The organism is Sorangium sp. So ce394 (genome assembly GCF_051474665.1).
Classification (GTDB): domain Bacteria; phylum Myxococcota_A; class Polyangia; order Polyangiales; family Polyangiaceae; genus Sorangium; species Sorangium cellulosum_D.
Window position 1 is genome coordinate 8,882,932 of the sequence record NZ_CP150339.1, and the last position, 20,914, is coordinate 8,903,845.

The 20,914-nt window shown below is 73.5% G+C and carries 11 protein-coding genes; 7 read left to right on the forward strand and 4 right to left on the reverse strand.

Annotation, left to right across the window (positions count from 1 at the left end):
• Window positions 1-52: 52 nt before the first annotated feature.
• Window positions 53-1,951 carry a dihydroxy-acid dehydratase gene (gene ilvD, locus WMF33_RS32590; protein WP_437332286.1) on the forward strand — a complete coding sequence of 633 codons (1,899 nt, stop codon included), beginning with the start codon at window positions 53-55 and terminating at the stop codon, window positions 1,949-1,951.
• A gap of 213 nt (window positions 1,952-2,164) precedes the next feature.
• Window positions 2,165-3,502 (forward strand): formylglycine-generating enzyme family protein, encoded by a 1,338-nt coding sequence (locus WMF33_RS32595; RefSeq protein ID WP_437332287.1) that lies wholly within the window; start codon window positions 2,165-2,167, stop codon window positions 3,500-3,502.
• A 76-nt stretch (window positions 3,503-3,578) separates the two neighbouring features.
• On the opposite strand, the gene bluB is transcribed toward WMF33_RS32595, so the two are convergent.
• On the reverse strand, window positions 3,579-4,253 hold the full coding sequence (bluB, locus tag WMF33_RS32600; RefSeq protein ID WP_437332288.1) for a 5,6-dimethylbenzimidazole synthase: 675 nt from the start codon (window positions 4,251-4,253) through the stop codon (window positions 3,579-3,581).
• Between the two features lie 216 nt (window positions 4,254-4,469).
• Here bluB and WMF33_RS32605 point away from each other — a divergent pair, with 216 nt between their 5' ends.
• On the forward strand, window positions 4,470-5,441 hold the full coding sequence (locus WMF33_RS32605) for an FAD-dependent oxidoreductase (RefSeq protein WP_437332289.1): 972 nt from the start codon (window positions 4,470-4,472) through the stop codon (window positions 5,439-5,441).
• 738 nt (window positions 5,442-6,179) lie between these two features.
• On the forward strand, window positions 6,180-7,097 hold the full coding sequence (locus WMF33_RS32610; RefSeq protein WP_061624457.1) for a fatty acid desaturase: 918 nt from the start codon (window positions 6,180-6,182) through the stop codon (window positions 7,095-7,097).
• A 225-nt stretch (window positions 7,098-7,322) separates the two neighbouring features.
• On the opposite strand, the gene WMF33_RS32615 is transcribed toward WMF33_RS32610, so the two are convergent.
• Window positions 7,323-8,369, reverse strand: a complete 1,047-nt coding sequence (locus tag WMF33_RS32615) for a nuclear transport factor 2 family protein (protein WP_437332290.1) — start codon at window positions 8,367-8,369, stop codon at window positions 7,323-7,325.
• A gap of 591 nt (window positions 8,370-8,960) precedes the next feature.
• Here WMF33_RS32615 and WMF33_RS32620 point away from each other — a divergent pair.
• On the forward strand, window positions 8,961-10,859 hold the full coding sequence (locus WMF33_RS32620; protein ID WP_437339547.1) for a recombinase family protein: 1,899 nt from the start codon (window positions 8,961-8,963) through the stop codon (window positions 10,857-10,859).
• Here the strand turns inward: WMF33_RS32620 and WMF33_RS32625 are convergent.
• Window positions 10,840-11,538, reverse strand: coding sequence for an alpha/beta fold hydrolase (locus WMF33_RS32625; RefSeq protein WP_437332291.1), 699 nt, complete (start codon window positions 11,536-11,538; stop codon window positions 10,840-10,842). The two genes, WMF33_RS32620 and WMF33_RS32625, sit on opposite strands and share 20 nt — an antisense overlap.
• A gap of 526 nt (window positions 11,539-12,064) precedes the next feature.
• On the opposite strand from WMF33_RS32625, the gene WMF33_RS32630 reads away from it, so the two are divergent.
• Both WMF33_RS32630 and WMF33_RS32635 read left to right on the forward strand, forming a co-directional pair.
• Window positions 12,065-14,083, forward strand: a complete 2,019-nt coding sequence (locus WMF33_RS32630; protein ID WP_437332292.1) for a hypothetical protein — start codon at window positions 12,065-12,067, stop codon at window positions 14,081-14,083.
• Between the two features lie 254 nt (window positions 14,084-14,337).
• Entirely contained in the window at window positions 14,338-16,788 is a 2,451-nt protein-coding gene (locus WMF33_RS32635) for a thrombospondin type 3 repeat-containing protein (RefSeq protein WP_437332293.1), read from the forward strand.
• 111 nt (window positions 16,789-16,899) lie between these two features.
• Here WMF33_RS32635 and WMF33_RS32640 read toward each other — a convergent pair whose 3' ends face one another.
• Window positions 16,900-20,913 carry a serine/threonine-protein kinase gene (locus tag WMF33_RS32640; RefSeq protein ID WP_437332294.1) on the reverse strand — a complete coding sequence of 1,338 codons (4,014 nt, stop codon included), beginning with the start codon at window positions 20,911-20,913 and terminating at the stop codon, window positions 16,900-16,902.
• Window position 20,914 lies beyond the last annotated feature (1 nt).

Consider the following 20,914-nt stretch of genomic DNA (forward strand, 5'->3'; position numbering starts at 1 on the left):
CGGCCCCGCCTGTCGGCTAGGCGCCACGGCTGGAACGGAGTAGGTTCCGGGCATGGCCGGATACCGCAGTCGTACATCCACCCAGGGACGCAACATGGCAGGGGCGCGCGCGCTGTGGCGCGCCACCGGCATGAAGGACGCGGACTTCGAGAAGCCGATCATCGCCATTGCCAACAGCTTCACGCAGTTCGTCCCGGGGCACGTCCACCTCCACGACGTGGGGCAGCGGGCGAAGAAGGTCATCGACGCCGCGGGCGGGTGGGGCGTCGAGTTCAACACCATCGCCATCGACGACGGCATCGCGATGGGCCACGCCGGCATGCTGTACTCGCTGCCGAGCCGGGAGCTCATCGCCGACAGCGTCGAGTACATGGTCAACGCGCACTGCGCCGACGCGCTGCTCTGCATCTCGAACTGCGACAAGATCACGCCCGGCATGCTGCTCGCGGCGATGCGGCTCAACGTGCCGACCGTCTTCGTCTCCGGCGGTCCGATGGAGGCGGGCAAGATCGTCGGGACGCACGACCGCGACGGCAAGCCGCTCATCCGCAAGCTCGACCTCATCGATCCGATGATCGCGGCGAGCGACGACAAGGTGTCCGACGCGGATCTCGCCGCGATGGAGCGGTCCGCGTGCCCGACCTGCGGCTCGTGCTCCGGCATGTTCACGGCGAACAGCATGAACTGCCTCAACGAGGCGCTCGGCCTGGCGCTGCCCGGCAACGGCACGCTGCTCGCGACGCACGCGGCGCGCTGGGAGCTCTTCGAGGCGGCCTCGAAGCGCGTCGTCGAGCTCGCGAAGCGCTACTACGTCGACGGGGACGCCTCGGTGCTGCCGCGGAGCATCGCGACGTTCGAGGCCTTCGAGAACGCGATGGCGCTCGACATCGCGATGGGCGGCTCGACGAACACGGTCCTCCACCTCCTGGCGGTGGCCCGCGAGGCGCAGGTGGACTTCAAGATGTCGGACATCGACCGGATGTCGCGCAAGGTGCCGAACATCTGCAAGGTGGCGCCGTCGTCGCACCACCACGTCGAGGACGTGCACCGCGCGGGCGGCGTGCTGACGATCGTCGGGGAGCTCGATCGCGCGGGGCTCATCCACCGGCAGGTGGGCACGGTCCACGCGCCCACGCTCGGCGACGCGATCGACGAGAACGACATCCGCCGCCCCACCGCGACGGCGGCCGCGAAGAAGCGCGCGCTCGCCGCGCCGGGCGGCGTCCCGACCACGGTCGCGTTCTCGCAGGACAAGTACTTCGCCGACACCGACGACGACGCCGAGAAGGGCTGCATCCGCGACGTCGCTCACGCGTACAGCCGCGAGGGCGGCCTCGCCGTGCTCTACGGCAACATCGCGGCGGACGGCTGCATCGTGAAGACCGCGGGCGTCGACCCCGAGATCTGGAAGTTCGAGGGGCCCGCGCGGGTGTTCCAGTCGCAGGAGGCGGCGTGCGACGCGATCTGGAACAACCAGATCCGCTCGGGCGACGTGGTCGTCATCGTCTACGAGGGGCCGAAGGGCGGCCCGGGCATGCAGGAGATGCTCTATCCGACGTCGTTCCTGAAGGGGAAGGGCCTCGGCAAGGCGTGCGCCCTCATCACCGACGGCCGGTTCAGCGGCGGCACGTCGGGCCTGAGCATCGGGCACGTCTCGCCCGAGGCGGCCGAGGGCGGGAACATCGGGCTCATCGAGGAGGGCGACCGCATCCGGATCGACATCCCCGCCCGGACCATCGACGTCCTCGTCAGCGACGCGGAGCTCGAGCGCCGCCGCCGCGCCGCCGAGGCGCGGGGCGCCGATGCGTTCAAGCCGAACCGCGATCGCAAGGTCTCCCCTGCCCTGCGGGCCTATGCGCTCATGGCCACGAGCGCCGCCAATGGCGCTGTCCGCGACGTCGGCCAGATCGAGCCCGGGCGACGCGAAGGCGGCGCCGCGCAGCGCAAGTAGCCAATCCGGAGCCGTCGAGTCGCCGCGCGCCTGACGAGGTCACGGCGCGGGCGGCGCGGCGGCGAGCGCGGCCCCGCCATCACGGCGGCCGCCCCGGCCGACAGAGCACGCCCGGGCTCGCGCTCGCCGGAGGCACGGCCCGCGTCGCCCGGGTCGAGCCTCCCTGCGCTCGACGCGACGCCGTGGCGCACGCCATGGCGTATCATGCCGTACATGAGACAATTGGCGCTCCTCGTGTCCATCTCTCTCGTGTCGGGTTGCAATGCGCGGGTCCGCGATTTCCCCGACGATCGCGGCGACGGGGGCTCCGGCGCCGAGCCTGGAGACGGCGGTCGCGGCGGCAGCGGCGGCAGCGGCGACGGCGCCAGCAGCAGCAGCGGCAGCAGCGGCGGCGCCGGCGGCGGCGACGGGCCGGGGGCCTGCGTCGATCCGGCGGAGGATTGCCCGCCGGCGCAGGGCCCGTGCATCGAAGCGGTGTGCAGCGAGGGCGCGTGCGCGCAGCGGCCGCGGCCGGCGGGGACGCCCTGCGGGCCGGACGGCGGCGCGGAGTGCGATGCCGCCGGGGTCTGCGTGCCGTGCGAGGGCGGCGATGAATGCGGCGAGTGCGGGGACCCGGGTTGCCCGAACGCGTGCGGCGCGCCGGACGTGATGGCCATGCCGCCGAGCTGCGCGAGCGGCGCGCCCGGCGCCGGGGACAGCTGCGGACCTGGCGGCGCGAGCTGCTGCGGCAACAGGTTGGTCCCCTGCGGCACGTACCTGAGGAGCTACGATGGCGCTTCGAGCACGGACGACTCGTTCCCTGCGGCCGTCAGCGATTTCCGGCTGGACAAATTCGAGATCACGGTGGGTCGATTTCGAGCCTTCGTGGAGGCCGGCCGGGGCGTGCAGGCGAACCCGCCCGCGATCGGGGCTGGCCGGAACCCTCACGTCGACGGCAGCGGATGGATCGCGGGGTGGAACCAGCGGCTCGAGCCGAACACCGCGGCGCTGAAATCGTCGCTGCAATGCAATGGTGATCGCCTCTGGACATGGACCGACGCGCCGGGGCCGAACGAGGAGCTCCCGATCAACTGCATCACGTGGTTCGAGGCGTTCGCGTTCTGCGCGTGGGACGGCGGCCGCCTGCCCACCGAGGCGGAGTGGAACTACGCGGCGGCCGGCGGCGACGAGCACCGGCCGTACCCGTGGGGCGCCGCCCTCGACAGCGAGCGCGCCGCCTATGGTTGCACCGGCGATGGGAGCGCCGCGGGAGACTGCGCGCTGAGCGACATCCTGCCGGTGGGGTCGAAGCCGAGCGGAGACGGGCGATGGGGGCACTCGGATCTGGCCGGCAACCTGTGGGAGTGGACGATGGACTGGTGGCGCGACGCGCTCCCCACGCCGTGCATCGACTGCGTGCATCGCGTGGACGGCGAGCGCGACGCGACGCGGGTCACGCGCGGCGGGAGCTACCGCGCGCCGGCGGCGGACCTGCGCGCGGGTAACCGCGACTTCAGCTACCCCTTCGACCGCGTCAACAACATCGGCGCCCGCTGCGCGCGGGACCCGTAGGCCGCGCAGCGCGGCTCGCCCGTCGCGCTCGTCTCGCTCGCGCGCTCGCGCGCTCGCCGGCGCGAGCGCGACGCGCTCACGGGCGGCGGCCCGCGGGCGCGGTGGCTTCCTCGGGCCAGACGTTCTCGGCGACGAGCTCCGAGAGCGGGCGGCGCGCTGCCCAGCCGCACGCCTCGAGCATGGGGCGACCGTAGAACTCCTCCACGTGACCGACGCAGAGGATGGCGAGCGGCCTGCTGCCCGGCGGCATGCCGAGCAGCGCGGCCAGCCGGTCCGGCTCGAAGAGCGACACCCACCCGACGCCGAGCCCCTCCGCGCGCGCGGCGAGCCACAGGTTCTGGATGGCCGCGGCCACCGACGCGACATCCATCTCGGGCATCGTGCGGCGGCCGAACACGTGCGCCTCGCGCCCCGCCATGAGGCCGGCGACGAGCAGCTCGCCGCACTCCAGGACGCCCTCGACCTTGAGGCGCATGAACTCGTCCTCGCGCTCGCCGAGCGCGCGCGCCGTGGCGAGGCGCTCCGCCTCGACGAGCGCGTGGATGCCGCGCCGGAGCGCCGGCGCCGTGATCCGCACGAAGCGCCAGGGCTGCATCATGCCCACGCTCGGCGCCGCGTGCGCGGCCGCGAGCAGCCTGGCGAGCGCGTCGGGGTCCACCGGCCCGGGCAGGAAGTGGCGCATGTCGCGCCGCTCGTGGATGGCGCGGTACACGGCGGCGATCTCCGGATCGTTGAAGCGGTGGCTCGACATGGTCCCTCGCGTCGCGCGCCGAGCCGCAGGACGGCCGCGATCCGGCGCTGCGGATCCGCGACTCCGTAGCACCGCCTGCGCGGCGGCGTCAGCGCGCCCGGGGCGGCCGGCCGATCGGCCTCGCCCGCCGACCGGCCTCGCCCGCCGCTCGGCCTCGATCCACGGGCGCGGCGCGCGGTCTCGACGCACGGGCTCAGCGTGCTAGAGCGCGCGATCGTGGAGTCATCGGCGAAGCAAGCTCCGGGGCTGGACGTCACCGTCGTGGGCGCAGGGGTGATCGGATTGACCACGGCGGTCGTCCTCCAGCGCGACGGCCACCGCGTGCAGGTGATCGCGGCGGAGCGCGGCGAGCACACGACGTCCGCGGTCGCGGCCGCGCTGTGGCACCCGTTCGCGGCGAACCCGCCCGAGCGCGTGAACGCGTGGTCGCGGGCGACGCTCGATGAGCTCACGCGCATCGCCCGGGAGCACCCGGAGGCGGGGGTGGATCTCCTGACCACGCGCGAGGCGTCGGACGACGTGCAGCTGCCCTGGTGGGCCCCGAGCGTCCCGGACCTCGCGATCGAGCCAGGACCGCACCCGCTGGGCGCGCCCCACAGCTTCCGGTTCACGGCGCCGCGCATCGAGCCGTCGCTGCACCTGCCCTGGCTGGAGTCCCAGCTCCACCGCCCGGTGCGCATCGAGCGCGTGCGATCGCTCGCCGAGGTCGAGGGCGACGTGGTCGTGAATTGCACCGGGCTCGGGGCGCGCGCCCTCACCGGCGACGGCGAGCTCCTCGCCCTTTACGGCCAGGTAGCGATCGTGGAGCCGGGCGAGATTCACCTAGATGTCGCATTGGGTGATGAAAGGGACGAATCCGCGCTCGTCTATGTGATCCCGCGGCGTCGCGAGATCGTGATTGGCGGCTGCGTCGTTCCGTCCCCTGACGACCGCTCGCTGACGCCCGACCCCGAGCGTACTGACGCAATGCTCCAGCGGGTGCGGGCGGCCGGCCTTCGGCCAGGCCCCTTGCTCCGCGCGCGCGCCGGCCTGCGCCCGTACCGGAGCGTCGTGCGCCTCGAGCGCGAAGGCCGCGTGATCCACAATTACGGCCATGGTGGCGCGGGGTACACGCTCGCGTGGGGTTGTGCCAGCGAGGTGAGCGCGATGCTGCGGCAGGGCGGCGCTCCGGCGCCCGGCGGCGCCTAGAAGGAACTCGAAGGAGAGAGAAAGAAAAAGCGCGCCCGCACTGTTCCGACGGCGTCGGCGAGCTCAGCGCCTCGCCTCCGGGCTGGCCCCGGACACGCCGTCAAGCCGCGCTCGCGCGGCCGCCGGTCGCCGCAACGACTGCAACAGCCGCGCCCGCTGCGAACGCTGTGAAGGCCGTGAACGCCGTGAAGCCCGTGAAGCCCGTGAAGGCCGAGCAGAAGAGCCTGTCCCTGAAATCCAGCTAACCAGAAGCCCAACGCATCGCTCCGAAAGTCTCGTTGTGCTCTTGTTGCGAGGCTGCTAGATTGGATTCGTGCTCGTCTGCGAGCAACTCTCGCCTTCTCTCGCAGCGGAAACGCCCATGGCGCTCCCCTGTTCATTCGAGAGAGTGGCCGTGGAGGACCTCGCTCTGGAGATCGCCGGCCGCTGACGATCTCGCGGCGCGATCCCTGGAGCGCGGTCTCGGGTGGTCGAACGTTCGCTTGCGCTTGATCCGGCGTCCGTCGTCCGCTGTACCAAAGTGAAGAACCGAAGCTTCCCCCGGGAGTGTTGAACGCCATGAACAACGACGAGAATCGACTCAGTCGTCCATCGGGGCGGCCAGCGGTCTGGAATTTCACGATGAACAACGACGAGCCTCGCTCCAGCCGGCCCTCTGGGCGGCCGTCGGCGCGACCGTCCGGGCGGCCCTCAGGGAGGCCGTCGGGGAGACCGTCCGGGCGGCCGGCGGTCTGGAGCGTGCTCCCGCTGGCGAGCGGCCTGCTGCAGACCCGGCCGATCGAGTGGCCGACGCTGGCGCTCTTCGCGGGGTCGTACGCGCTGTTCGCGGCGTCGGTCTACGCGGGGGTCGCGGGCCTCGTGTCGACGGTGCCGGCGGTGCTCGCGGCGGCGGTCGCGGCGTACGCCGCGTTCACGCCGATGCACGAGGCCGCGCACCGGTCGCTGGCGCGCTCCGCGCTGCTGAACGGCGTGGTCGGACGGCTGTCCGGGCTGCTGCTCATGGCGCCGTTCCCGGCGGTGCGTCACTTCCACCTCGAGCATCACAAGCACACGAACGACGCGGACCGGGATCCCGACCACTGGAGCGGGCGCGGCCCGTGGTACCTGCTCCCGCTGCGCTGGGCGACGCAGGATCTCCACTACTACTACCTGTTTCTGCGCTCGTACCACGCGCAGAAGCGCAGCGAGCGGATCGAGACGATCGCGACGCTCGCGGCGATGTTCGCGATCGTGGCGCTGGCCTTCGGGCTCGGCCACGGCGAGCTCGCGCTGCTCTACTGGATCGTGCCGGCGCGGCTCGCGATCTTCTTCCTCGCGTTCGCCTTCGACTACCTGCCTCACTACCCGCACGAGACCACGGCGGCGCAGAACCGGTATCGCGCGACGCGCGCGATCGACAGCGCGCTGTTCAACGTGCTGCTCTTCGGGCAGACGTATCACCTGATCCACCACCTCTACCCGGCGGTGCCGTTCTTCCGCTATCGGACCGTGTGGAAGTACCAGCGCGAGGAGCTCATGAAGCTCCAGTCGGAGAGCCTCGCCCCGCCGCGCGCGCCCTTGCCGCTGCTCGCGGCAGGCAGCCTCGCCGCGCCGCGCGCGCCCACGATCCACGCCGCCCACCCGGTGCAGGCGGCGGCCGAGCTCGACGCCCTCTGATCCGCGCGGCGCGCGCGCTGAGCCGCTGCCGCGCGCGCCGCTCGTGAGCGCGCCGCGTGTGAGCGCGCCGCGTGTGAGCGCGCCGCCGTCCCGGGCGCCGCATGTGAGCGCGCCGCCGTCCCGCGCGTTGCATGTGAGCGCGTCGCGCGTGAGCGCGACGCCGTCCCGCGCGCACGGGCGCACGTCGCCGCCGGCGGGACGATGCGGCGCGTGCGCTTCGGAGGATCATGCCGCGCGCCAGTGCGGCGGGTACGTCGCGTCGTAGCCGGGCAGCGCCTCGATGCGCGCGCCCCACGCCGCGAGCTTCGGGTAGCGCGCGGCCAGCGGCGCGACGGCGAGATCGAGCGGCGCTGCGGCGGGGCGGGTCGCGGCGCGCACGGCGAGCTGGATCGACGGGTAGACGGTGAGGTCGGCCGCCGAGAGGCGCGGGCCTGCGAGGTAGTCGCGCAGCGCGAGCGACGTCTCGAACCGCGCGAGCTCCTCGTGCAGCGTGGCGACCGCCGCGCGCACGGCCGGCTCCTCGCCGGCGAGCGCGGTCGGATCGCCGGAGAAGACCGCGCGCGCGATCTGGCCGAGCGCCGGGTACAGGTAGTTTTCGTGCTCGGCGAGGACGCGCGCGATCGCGCCCGCCTCCTCGGCCGACTCGCCGAAGAGCGGCGGGGACGGGTGCTTTCTGTCGAGGTAGGCCATGATCGCCAGCGACTCGTGGAGGCAGAACGCCCCGTCGCGGATCGCCGGCACCTTCCCGCGCGGGCTCACCTCCAGGTACGCCGGCGCCGTGTGCTCCTCTCTCGAGAGCTGGAGGAGCTTGGACGTGTAAGGCACCCCCTTCACCGCGAGCAGCAGCAGGACCCGCCAGGCGGGCGGGCTGCCGCTGGCCCAGTACACCTCGAGCGCGCCCGCCTGCGGCGCCGACGCCGCAGCGCTGGCGCCGGGCGCGTCGAGGTAGCTGGTGATCTTCGCGATCTTGCGCTGCTCGTTCAGCTCGAACACATCGACGCCGTCGAGCGTACCGTCCCGGCCATCGGCCGTCCTCGTGCGCAGCGTGAACCGCATGGCGGCCCCGAGGCCGAGGGGAAAGACCTTCCGGTCCAGGAACTCGATCTCGCTGAAGGAGGCGAGCAGCCCCTCGACGTAGCGCCGGACCTCGTCCCGTCCCACGAGGCGCGGGGTGGAAGGGTCGGACACGACCACATCGTCGGACAGCATCGCCAGATACGCATCGACATCGCGGGCGACGAGCGCGTCTTGAGAAGCATGGATGATTTTCACGATCTCGTCCACAGGCACCTCCGCTGAGGGCAAGCGCAGAGCAGACATCACCCATGACCCCGCTGTCAACCGGAGGGAACGCCCTGATACGGAGCCTCGGGGCAAAGACAGCAGGAGCGCCAAGACATCAAGAATACCAAGAGATAGATAGAGCGATACACCTCCTCATCCTCTCCCCGCTCGTCTCTCGTGCACGTCTCTCGTCTCTCGTCTCTCGTCTCTCGTCTCTCGTCTCTCGTCTCTCGTCTCTCGTCTCTCGTGCTCGTCTCTCGTGCTCGTCCTTCGTGCGCGTGCGCGTGCGCGATTTTCCGGCTTTAGCGCGCACGCGCACGCGCACGCGGACACGGTCGACAAACTCGGGCTGCACTGGATGAGGCAGCTCGCCGTTCCGTTCCTGGGCCGTCGCTCGCGCTTCGCGGGCTCCAGGCTTGCGGGTGGGACAGCGAAGACATCAGGGGAAGGAGTGGAAGATCGAGCGCCGGAGCGTGGGGCAACGAGCGGCGGGCGAGCGGATGGCGCTCGTGGTCGAGCGGTTGCTCCGTCGCGCCAGCGAGGCGGGCGTCAGCGGAGGGGGACATGAGCACGATAGGGATGTATGCACGGGTCTCGACAGGCCGGCAGGAGCAAGAGCGCACGATCGAGTCGCAGGTCGCGGCCATTGACCACCATGTTGCGGCGATGGGAGCGACGATCGACCCGGAGCACCGCTACCTCGACGATGGCTGGTCGGGCGAGACGCTTCGGCGCCCAGGGCTCGACGCGTTGCGCGACGCCGTAGCGCAGGAGCAGCTCGACGCCGTCGTGATGTATGACGCGGATCGGTTGGCGCGGCGCTTCGTTGATCAGCAAATTGTGCTTGACGAGCTCACGCGCAAGGGCGTTGAGCTCATCTTCATCCACGGCGGGGCTGCGCGCACCGACGAGGAGCGGATGGCGCTGTCGATGCGCGGGGTCTTCGCCGAGTACGAGCGCGCCAAGATCCTCGACCGGACCCGCCGTGGCATGCTGCATCGGGCACGCTCGGGCGCGCCGCCGGGGTGGGCCAATCCTCCGTACGGCTACCGATACCTGCCGGGAGCTCGGCATCAGCCAGGCACGGTGGTGGTCGAGGAGTGCGAAGCGTCGGTGGTACGCCAGATTTTCGCGTGGGTAGGCTACGAGGGCCTGCCCTTGCGGCACGTTGCGCAGCGGCTCGAGGAGCAAGGGACCGCGAGCCGCAAGGGTCGGCCATGGCAGACGAGCACGATCGGGGGGCTGCTGCGCAACCGTGTGTACGTGGGCTGTGCCCATCACCAGAAGTACGAGGCCGCTGAACCGCGGCGCCCGCGCGATCGGCGCCACTACCGCCGCCGGCGCAAGTCGTCCTTCCGGCGCCGGCCGGAAGAGCAGTGGATCGGTGCGAGCGTGCCGGCGCTCGTCGACCCGGAGCTGTTTGCCACGGTGCAGCAGCGCTTGCGCGACAACCGGCAGCGTACGGCGGGGCAGGTTAAGCGCCCCTATCTGCTGCGGGGGCTGCTGATCTGTACTGAATGTGGCCGAACGCTGTGGGGACGCGCCACGGATTCCGGCGGGCGCGGCGAGTACCGGTACTACACTTGCGGCGGGCGGGATCGGTTCAACGGGCGTGACGCCGCCCCGTGCCCGCGCCCCTCGCTGCGCGCCGAGGACGTCGAGCAAGTGCTCTGGCAAGACCTGGAGCGCTGGCTCCAGGAGCCCGAGCAGCTAGCGGCCCAGCTCGACGCGCAGCGCGATAAGGCCCACACGATGCTGGAGGCGTACGAGCGGGAGCGCCGACGTCTCGTGCGCGAAGCGCGAGCCATGGAGGGAGCGATCAGCCGGCTGGTGGACGCTTACCAAGCCGGAGCGATCACGCTCGACGAGCTTCGAGCACGCCGAGACCGACTCGACGAAAGCAAGCAGCAGTGCGAGGCACGGCTCGCGCAAGGGCAGCACGACCAGCGGCGTGCGCTGCAGCAGCGAGAGGTCGTCGACGAGCTCCGGCAGCTGAAGGAGCGGCTGCGCCGAGGGCTGGAGCGCTGCACCTGGGAAGATCGCCGAGCGATCGTGGAACTGCTCGTAGAGAAGGTCGAGGTGACGACCACGATGCTGCGCGTGCACTACATCGTGCCGCTAGACCTCCACGGTAGTGGGGCGGGCGGGCACGGCGACGCGCGCCACCGTACGGACAGGCCGAAGGGTAAGCTTTGTCGACCGTGTCCGCGTGGTCACGCGCACGAAGAGGGGGACGGAGGACGGGGGACGAGGGACGGGGGGACGGGGGACGGAGGACGGGGGACGGAGGACGGAGGACGGAGGACGGAGGACGGAGGACAGTGTGCCACGGTGCTCCGGTCGAGCTCGGCAGGCCGCAGGGTCGCCTCGTCGAGGGCGCGCCTCCGCCGCGCGGGCAGCTCACGCGGATCACCTCGACCGCGGTCGCGCACGCCGGCGGGCCACGACCCCGCGGCGCTCAGCCGCCGCGCGCAATGAACCTCGCCACCGCGTCCGCGAACTCGGCGGGTCGCCCGACGATCCAGTCGTGGCTCCCCTTCGCGGAGACGACGAGGGTCGAGCCCGGGATCAGGCGCTGGATGGCGAGCGCCGAGCCGAGCGGCACCGTGCGATCGCGCGCGCCCCACGCGAGCAGCGTCCGCACGCGCACGCGCGCGGCGTAGCCGCTCAGGTCCACCGTCGCGGCGATCCGCACGAGGCTCAGCGCGCTCCGCGTGTGGACGAGCAGGTTGTAGAGGAAAGCGGGCGCCGTCCGCACGGAGAAGCGAGGCTCGAGCAGCATGTCGCCCGCGCGCGCGCACACCAGCGAGAGGATCGAGCGCGGCGGGTTGACTCCGACGGAATCGGCGAGCACGAGCCCGGATAACCGCTCGGGGTACAGGGCGCCGGTGACCAGCGCCGCAGCGCCCGAGAGCGAGTGACCGATCAGCGTCACGCGATCGAGCCGCAACGCGCGCAGCGTGTCGTCGACGCAACGCGCGTACCGCTCCAGCGACCACGGCGCGCGCAGCCGCGAGCCGCGGCTCGAGCCCGGCAGCTCCACGACGAACACCCGAGCGCGCCGCGCGATCGCGTCCACCGCCGGCCGGTAGGTCGCGCCGCCGACCAGCATGCTGGGCAGAAGCACCACCGGCGCCCCGGTGCCCGTCTCGGTCACATAAACGACCTCATCGCCGACCCGGATCTCCCTTCCGCGGCTCTCCTCCCGCGCCGCTCGCCTCGCCGCGAAATCCGCGGAGCGGCGCGGGCTCTCCGCTCTTCGATCCGGCCACAGGACAGACACCTCGGCGGCGCCGCGCGAGCGTCCAGCGCAGGGTTCCAACGTTCCATGTCGTCCGGCGCGCTTCCCCATGAGCCGCGAGCCGATGCCGGGCGCGTGCCACGGCGCGCGCGGCGCCGGTGCGAAGTCGCGGCGCGGAGCGCGTGCAGCGCCGGCCGCCGCATGCGAAAACCTGGAAGGTCGTTGAGCCCGTCCCGCGCCGCGCTAAGCTCTTCGAAACAGCAGCAATCTCCAGGCTCACGGGAGCCAGCAGGCGTGTCGGCGCGGGCCGAGGGCCCGCGGCGCCTGCTCGGATAACCAGCTCTTCGGGAATGACAGAGGCGAAATGTTGAGGTTCCGCTCCACGTCCGGAGATCGGAAGACAGCTGAGCTCAGGGTCTCGGTGCTCTCGGTATCCGCTGCGATGTCCGCCCTCTCTCAGGGTGCATGGGGGACGGACGCCCCGCCCGCAGCAGAGGTCCAGTGGGCGTATGCGCTCGTCGCCGCCCTCGGGTACCTGCCGGCCGCGATCGAGATCGCCGCGGCCACGCTGCGGCGGACGGGGATGTCGGCCGAGGCATATCTGCGGAAAAATGCAACACACCTGGATCCAGGAGGGCCTGGGGACGAGATCCTGGGCGTGGTCTTCGGTGACGCGCTGGAGTCGCTCGGCGAGGAGGCGCGCGGCGTGGTGCAAGCGCTCGCCGTGCTCCCCGCGGCGGGGGTCCCGCTGGAGGCGGTCGCGGCGGCGGCGGGGAAGCCCGCGCCCTCGGCCGCTCGGCCGCTTCATCTGCTCGTGCATGGCCGGCTGGCGTCGCTCGATCAGGCCACGCAGACCTACCGGGTGACGCCGCTCGTGCGCGCCGTGGCCCGCAAGGACGTGGCCGGCGACGCGGGGCGCTGGGACGCGCTGCACCGCGGGGCGGCGGACGCGATGCAGGCGCTCCTCTTCTGGACGGCCGCGGTCGAGGGGCGGCCCGAGGCGGCGATGCGCCGGCGCGTCGCCTGCGAGGTGTTCGCGGCCCTCGACATCGCCCCGTTCCGCGACGGCGCGCGCGGCGGAGGCGTGCTGGCGCGGGCGCTCGTCGACGCCTGCACGGTGCTCGATCTCGGGCTCCCGACCGAGGTCCAGCAGCGGCTGCTCGAGGAGGCGGCGCGCCTCGCCGGCGACGCGCTCCCCGAGCTCGGCGCGCGCGCGCTGGCGGCGCTCGAGGGCGCGCGGCGCGCCGAGCTCGCGAGCAAGCGGCGGGGCACCTTCGGGACGCTCCGGGCCACGCCGGCCGCCCGCGAGCGCGGCCGCCCGGGTCACCGCGACGTCCTCCGCAAGGCGGTGCGCGCGAACGCGCAGCGCGCCGCGGCGCGGAGCGCGCCGGTCGAGGACGACGCCCTCCGCGGCGCGAAGGAGCTCCTCGCGCGCGGCGCCCTGCACGTCCGCGAGGGCGCGCTCGAGGCCGCCGCGTCCGACTACGGCGAGGCGCTCGCCGCGTTCGAGGCGGCGCCGGCGGCAGGAGACGGGCGCGGCCAGGCGACGGCGCTCCTGCTCCGCGGCGACCTGCGCCGGCGGCAGGGGGACCTCGCGGCCGCCTCGCGCGACGTGGAGCGGGCGCTCTCGGCGTTCAGGGCGGCGTCCGACCGGACCGGAGAGGCGATGGGGCTGCTCGCCCGCGGCAACCTCCGGCTCGACCAGGACGACGCGCAGGGCGCGGCGAGCGACTACGGCTGCGCGCTCACGCTCCTCAGGGCCTGCCGCGATCGCCCGGGCGAGGCCAACGTGCTGAAGGCGCGCGGCGATCTGTGCTTCCGCGAGGGGGATCTCGCGGGCGCGGCGCGCGACTACGACCGGGCGCTCTACATCCTCGAGGGCGTGGAGGAGCGCGTCCTCAGCCAGCTCCGCTCGCCGCCGAGCGGCGCCGAGGAGCGCCGCGGGGCGAGCGCCCGCGCCCCGCGCGAGATCCTCCCGCAGGCCGAGCTCCTCCGGGCGCTCGGCTGCGAGCAGACCCACGCGCGCACGTGGCAGGCCCGCGGCGACCTCCGGCTGCGGGAGCGCCAGACGGCGCTCGCGGCGCGCGACTACGGCAATGCGATCCTGCTCTACCGGGACAGCGGCGATCGGCGCGGCGAGGCCGCCGCGCTCAAGGCCCGCGGCGACCTGCGCCGCGAGCGGGGCGCGCTCCCGGGCGCGGAGCGCGACTACGAGGATGCGCTCCGGCTCTTCGAGGCGCTCGGGGACGGCGCCGGCCAGGCGGCCGTGCTCAAGGCGCGCGCCGACCTGCGCTGCGAGCGGGGCGACACCGCCGGCGCGGCGCTCGACTACACGAGGGCGCTCGCCCTCTTCGACGCGACGGGCGACCCCGCCGGTCAGACGAGCGTAAAGAGCGTTCTCACGAGCATCTCGCATCGCGAGGACTCGCCTCGCCCGGCCACAGCGGCTGTCCCGCGTTGAGGGCGCGGCGCCGCGCGGGTCGCGCGGGTCGCTGGAGCGACCCGCGCGCCTGGGCCGCGACATCGAGGCACCTTTACGCCGCTCGTTACGCCGCTCGACCCGGGCGAGGTCGGGATTCGCCGCTCACCGATGGATGGCGCGTGACGCCGCGTCACGCGCGCTGGATCGTTCCTGCTTTGTGACTTCGTTGTTCGTCCGTCCTGCGCTAGGGTTCCGCTTGTCCGGATAATTCGCCCCGGCACCGAGGTGGCCCCGTGCGACGACGCCGCTCCTTCGTCGGTATCAGCTTCGCTTTGCTCTCGCTCCTGCCCAGGGCGGCCCTCGCCTCGCCGACGGTGACCGGCTCCACGCCGGAGCTCGGGACGTGGGATGCGCGCCGCGGCGCGCCGCTCCGCGACGACGGGATCGCCCCGGACAGGGCGGCCGGGGACGGCGTCTTCACGGCGGCCGTCTCGTTCGCGGCGCCGGGAGACGTCGAGTACAAGATCTCGCGAAACGGCGTCGATCTGGCGGACGGCGGCGCCGGGGCGGCCAGCGGCGAGAGCCTGCGTTTCACGCTGGCCGGCGGGACACCGCCCTACGATGTCACCTTCTACTACGACAGGCGCGACCTGACCGCACAAGGGTTCTTGCCGGCGACCGAGTCGGCCTCGGACTCGCGCAGCGCCTCGCTCGACGAGGGCGGCGCACCGCAGGTGTGGGTCGCCGTCGGAGACTGGCAGAGCTCCGTGGGCGACACCGACTGGAACCCGTACTCGTCCCTCACGATCGCGCGCGACGACGGCACCCTCGGCGATCGCGTCGCGGGCGATGGGGTCTATACATACCGCTTCGTCGCCCGGACGGCGCTCTCCGGCGCGTCCTTCAAGTTCGCGGCGCAGGGCCCCTGGAGCACGAGGCTCGGGGCGAACGGCTGGAGCTACGCCCCGCGAGACTCCTCGAACGGCGCGTTCAGCGCGGCGGCGGGGCAGGTCGTCACGCTGGAGCTCGACGCGCTCCACGGCCGGATGCGCGCGCAGGCGTCGAGCCCCGCGAAGCTCCTCCTGACGGAGCTCCTCGTCCACCCGACGGCCGCGGAGTTCGTCGAGATCTATAACCCGGGCAGCGCGCCGGTCGATCTGTCGGATTACTACCTCGCGGACTACCGTTTTTATTATCAGCTCGTCACGCCGGACCCGACGCTCCCGAATACGAATGATTTTCTGGTGCGCTTCCCGGATGGCGCCGAGATCGCCCCCGGTGAGGTCCAGACCGTGTCGCTCGGAGGCGCCGAGTGCTACCGCATGGGGTGCAACGAGAGCAGGGCGTTCAACGGCTGGGGCGCGCCCCCCACCTACGAGATCCAGAGCGCCGGCGGCCCGGAGGGCAAGTCGGCCGCCGGGGTGCCCGACATGCGGCTGCCGATCCCTGGATCGGTGGGAGAGACGCGCGGGCTGACGAACGATCATGAGTGCCTGATCCTCTTTTACTGGGACGGCGTGAGCGATCTCGTGAAGGACGTCGATTACGTCTTTTATGGCGTGACGGGGGCGAACACGCCTGTCAACAAGACGGGTGTATCGATCGACGGGCCGGACCCCGGGGCCGCGCCGAGCGCCTACCTGGACGACGCGGCGGACGACGCCGCGCTGCACGCGCCGCTGTCGGCCGCGAACGGGAGCTGCCGGCAGGACTTCACCGAAGGCGCCCAGAGCGCGAGCGGGGGGAACGGGGTGACCGGCGCGATCGAGACCGGCGAGCCGACGTCGTCGACCTGGGCCGCGTGCGCCGTCCCGACGCCCGGCGCCATCGACTTCGACGGCGACGGCGTGCTCGCGGGCGACAACTGCCCCCATGCGGAGAACCCGCGTCAGGAGGATCTCGACGGCGACGGCGCCGGCGACGCCTGCGACCCGGACGACGACGACGACGGCGCGCTGGATGGCTCGGACAACTGCCCCTCCATCGCCAACTCGACCCAGCGCGACACCGACGGCGACGGCGCCGGCGACGCCTGCGACCCGGACGACGACGACGACACGGTCCTCGACGCCGACGACAACTGCCCTCGGACGCACAACGCCGATCAGCGGGACTCGGACGGCAACGGCGTGGGTGACGCGTGCGACGCCGACGACGACGGAGACGGCGTGAACAACGACGCGGACAACTGCCCCAAGGCGGAGAACCCCGGCCAGGAGGACTCGGACGGCGACGGGACCGGCGACGCCTGCGACGAGGATCTCGCCGACTCGGACGGCGACGGCGCGCTCGACGGCATGGACAACTGCCCTGACGTGAAGAACCCGGACCAGGCCGACACCGACGGCGACGGCGTGGGCGACGCGTGCGACAACTGCGAGGCTCGAGAGAACGCCGATCAGGCCGACACCGACGGCGACGGCGCAGGGGACGCGTGCGACGCCGACGACGACAACGACTTCGTGAGGGACGTCCACGACGAGTGCCCGACCGAGCCCGGGCATGCATCGAACCAGGGTTGCCCGGGGGGGGAGGGCGGCGGCGGGGCGGCCTCGGGCGCGGCGAGCTCGTCGAGCGAGGCGTCGTCGTCGTCGTCGTGGGGCAGCAGCGGCGGGCTCGGCGGCGGCGGACCCGGCTGTGACTGCCACGCCGCGGGCGGCGCGCCGTCGGGCGGCCCGCTTTCGCCGTGGCTCGCGCTCCTCGGCGGCATCCTGCGGCTCGCGTGCGGCCGGCGACGCGCGTGAACGCGGCGCTGCGTCAGCCGTCGAGCCACCGCCGCGCGAGCTCGAGCGTGCGGGCGTTGTCCGGGACTCGCTCCACGGCGAGGGCGGGCTCGCCGCGCCATCCATGGGCTCCTAGCTCCCTCGCTGCCGCTCGAGCCGCTCTCTCATCCAGTTGGGGATCCGCTCGGCCGCCTCGATCGCCCGCGCGAGCGCCGCCTTCCCCTCGGCGTGGCGGCCGCGGCGCGAGCGCGCCCGCGCCCGCGCCTCGATCACCTCGATCTGCTCCTGGCCCACGGAGCAGCGGGCCGACCGCCCCTCGAGCTCATCCCATTCCTCGTCGGTGGCGTCGCGCGTCGCCAGGTCGATCATCGACCACAGCACCTCTTCCGCGGGGGCCATCTCCAGGCCCCCGCGCCCCGCGGCGATCGCCTTCGCCTGCTGGGCCCGGATGGTCTCGATGATCTCCCGCGCCTTGTCCTCGTCGCCTCGATAGAGGAGCAGCCTCGCCTGGAGGAGCTGCGCCCAAGGGCGCGCCTCCTCCCCCCGCTGCTGGCGCTCCAGGTGCGCGGCCCGCTCCACGTGCGGCATCGCCATCTCGAGATTGCCCACCATGTACAGGTACTCGCCGAGGTTGAACTCCCCCATGAGCTCCATCGCCCCGAGGCCCAGCTCGCGCGAGAGGGCGAGGAGACGGCACATGTCCAGGATCATGCCCTCGTTGTCGCCGAGGCACGCGCGCAGGAGCGCCCGGTTGTTGATGGCCGGCCCGAGGTGCAGGAGATCGCCGCGCGCCTCGCACATCCGGATCGCCCGATCCAGCGCCGCCCCGGCCTCGTCCAGCTTGCTCAGCCCCTGGTAGATGAAGCCGAGGACGAGCAGCGACACCACCAGCGTCTCGTAGCCCGCGTCGCCAAGCGCCTCCGCCTGCGCCGCCGCGCGCTCGAACTCGCGCGCCGCCTCTTCCTCCCGGCTCTCCCGGTGGAGCGACAGCGCCGCCCCCATCGACAGGCGCGCCGAGAGCGCCGGGGGCAGCTCGCCGCTCGCGAGCGCCTTCGCCTGCTCCACCCGCTCCTTCGATCGCCCGTAGTCGTCCATCCAGTCGAGCGTGATGGCCTCGTCGAGCAAGATCTCGATCTGCTCGATCGCCTCCCCCTCCTCGATCGCCATCGCGCGCGCGCGCGCGAGATCCCCGAGCGCGTCGTGGTAGCGGCCGAGCCGGTAGCGCATCAGCCCCCGGCCCCGGTAGGCCGCCCTCCGCCGCGCGCCGCGATCCGGGGCCGGCTGCGCCAGCGCGCGGCTGTAGTGCAGCTCCGCCTCCATGTAGGCGTGCCGCTCCCGCGCCCGCTCGGCCAGCTCCAGGTAGGCCGCCTCCGCCACCGCCGAGAGCCCCGCCTCGGCCGCGTGGTGGGCGATCTTGAACCGCCGCTGCTCCCGGCTCTCGTGCGCCGCCTCGCGGTGGTGCTCGTACGCGGCGAGGTGGATCCGCCGCCGCTCGCCCTCGGCGACCCCCTGCGCGATCGCCTCCCGCATCAGCGCGTGACGGAACCCGAGCCGGCCCTTCCGATCGGCGACCAGCACGCCCGCCTTGAGCAGCCGCTCGGTCCCGACCCGCGCGTCCAGCGGGAAGGCCGCGCCCTCGCCGCGCCGATCGAGGTGGCTCAAGACGCCCGCGATCTCGTCGGGCGACACCTCGGCGCCGAGCAGCGAGACGAGCCGCGCGTGCGCCCCGAGCGCCGGCCCGAGCGCCTCGATCTCCCCCTGCGCCAGCGGATCGAGGAGCGGCAGCGCCGGCAGACGCTCGAGCTCGTCGGTCGCCAGGTACCACGCGTCGCCCCGCGGGTGCCGGCGCAAGATCCCCTCGCGCTTGAGCCCGTGCACGAGCTCCACGAGGAGCAGCGGCACCCGCTGCGCCCGCTCGATCAGGCGATCGATCGCCGACTCCGGCACGTCCCGCGCGGGCAGGAGCAGGCGCCGGCAGAGCGCCCGCGCGCTGTCGGCATCGAGGGGATCGAGCCGCACGACCTCACGCCGCGCCGCCCGCTCGCCCCAGGAGGGCTGCGCCTCGGCGAAGGCGGGGCGCCCCATCGCGCACACCCACAGCGGCGCGGCCCCGTCCCCGAGCGCCGCGTACTCGAGCGCCGCCAGCGTCGCCTCGTGCGCGAACTGCGCGTCGTCGAGGACGACGACGGCCGGCGCGGCCGCGGCGCACCGGCGCAGGCACTCGCCCGCCGCGCGCACGCACGCCGAGCGCAGCGCGCCGGGCACGGCCTTGAGCGCCTCGACGTCCCGGAAGAACTCGCCGCCCGTCCGCTCGTCCACCCATCCGAGCGCCATCGCCAGCCCCGAGCCGAGCTCCTCGCCGAGCGCGGAGCCGAGCCGCTCCGCGAGCGCCGCGCGGACGCCGCTCTCGGGGGGCGCCTCGGGGATGTCGAGCGCCTCGCGCACGAGCTCCTGGAGCGTCGCGTCCGCGACGCCGCTCGTCGGCTCCCGCCCGCGCAGATCGATCAGCCTGGCCTGGGGCAGGCGCTCCCGGAGCTGCCTGACGAGCTCGACGAAGAGGCGGCTCTTGCCGTAGCCGGGCTCGCCGATCACCGACACGACCGTCGGCTGCCGCAGCCGGAGCGCCTCCTCGGCGCTGTGGACGAGGTGCTCGAGGACCTCGCGGCGGCCGATGAGCGCGCCGGGGCCCGTCGTCTCCCGCGCGTCGTCGCCGGGCCGGGGCTCGCCATCCCCCGCACGATCGTCCTCCGCCGCGGCGAGCGACGCCTCCGGGAGCGCGGCCGCCGCCGCGGGCGTGAGGAACGGCCCCGGCGGCCCGGAGGCGGCCGGCCACCGCTCGGCGCGCGAGAAGAGCGGGCTCAGGAAGCGCCGGGCCCCGCCGGGGCGAGCCTGGACCGACACGGGCGCGAGATCGATGAGCACCCGCTCGCACAGCCCCGCGCGCAGGAGCTCGTCGGCCGCGCGCCTGGCGTGGCGCGCCGGGCTCGCCGCGCCCTCGTGGCCGAAGACCGCCGCGTAGCGAGCGCCGGACGCGTGCGCGAGCTCGCCGCCGAGCGCCCGGACCCTGCGCTGCACGGCCATCCGATCCGCCGCGCCCTCGAAGAACAGGAGCCCCACCGCGCGGCGCTCGGCGCCGGCCACGGAGCGAGGCCCGCCGTGCTCGCTCGCCGTGAGCTCGTCGCCGAGCGCGCGCTCCAGCGCGGCGCGGAGCTCGGTCGCGCTCGCGAACCGCTCGCCCCGCTCCTTGGCCAGGCACCGGTGCACCACCTCCTCGATCGCCCGCGGCACGGCCGCGCGCGCCGACAGGCGCGGCGGCCTGCGGCTCCGGTGATCCTCCAGCACCACCGCGCGCGGCCCCCAGAACGGAGGCCGGCCCGCGAAGAGCTCGTACAGGATGACGCCCATCGCGTAGATGTCGGCGCGCGCGTCGAGATCCGCGCGCCCGGCGGACTGCTCCGGCGCCATGTACTCCGCGGTCCCCAGGGCGAGGTCCTCGTCCTGCGCGCCGTCGCGCCGCCCCACGACGCGGGCGATGCCGAGGTCGATGAGGGTCGCCTTCCCCGAGCGATCGACGAAGATGTTCTCGGGCTTGAGATCGCAGTGCACGTAGCCGCGCGCGTGCACGGCCTCCAGGGCCGCGAGCGTCGCGAGGCCGAGCTGGGCAGCCTCGTCGAGCCGCGGCGCCGGCCGCGCGGCGAGGCGGGCGGCGAGCGTGGGCGCGGCGACGAGATCGAGCACGGCGTACGGGGAGCCGTCGTCCAGCGCGCCGCGCGCGTGCACGGCCGGCACGTGGGGGGGCCCCACGGCGAGGAGCGCCTCGATCTCGCGCCGGAGCCGCGGGGCCGCCCCGCGGCGATCGGCGCGCGCGAGCTTGATCGCCGCCGGCGCCCCGCCGCCCTCGGGCTCGGCCTCGAACACGGTGCCGAAGCCGCCCTGCCCGAGGACCCTGCGCGTCCGGTAGCCCGGGAAGCGCGGCAGCGACACGGGGACGACCTCGGTGATGTCCGACGGGCTCGCCTCATCGCGATGCGGCTGCGGCGGGCACTCGGGGCACGAGCCCGGGTTCCGCCGCCCGCACGACGGGCAGCGCCGATGTTCCGGAGGTGCGCGCTCGGGATCCTGGTTCCGCTGGACCTCGGAGCCCATG

Coding starts and splice junctions, on each gene's coding strand:
- WMF33_RS32630 (WP_437332292.1), top strand. CDS start 12,065: ATGTCCGCCCTCTCTCAGGGTGCATGGGGGACGGACGCCCCGCCCGCA.
- WMF33_RS32640 (WP_437332294.1), bottom strand. CDS start 20,913: ATGGGCTCCGAGGTCCAGCGGAACCAGGATCCCGAGCGCGCACCTCCG.
- bluB (WP_437332288.1), bottom strand. CDS start 4,253: ATGTCGAGCCACCGCTTCAACGATCCGGAGATCGCCGCCGTGTACCGC.
- WMF33_RS32595 (WP_437332287.1), top strand. CDS start 2,165: ATGAGACAATTGGCGCTCCTCGTGTCCATCTCTCTCGTGTCGGGTTGC.
- ilvD (WP_437332286.1), top strand. CDS start 53: ATGGCCGGATACCGCAGTCGTACATCCACCCAGGGACGCAACATGGCA.
- WMF33_RS32620 (WP_437339547.1), top strand. CDS start 8,961: ATGTATGCACGGGTCTCGACAGGCCGGCAGGAGCAAGAGCGCACGATC.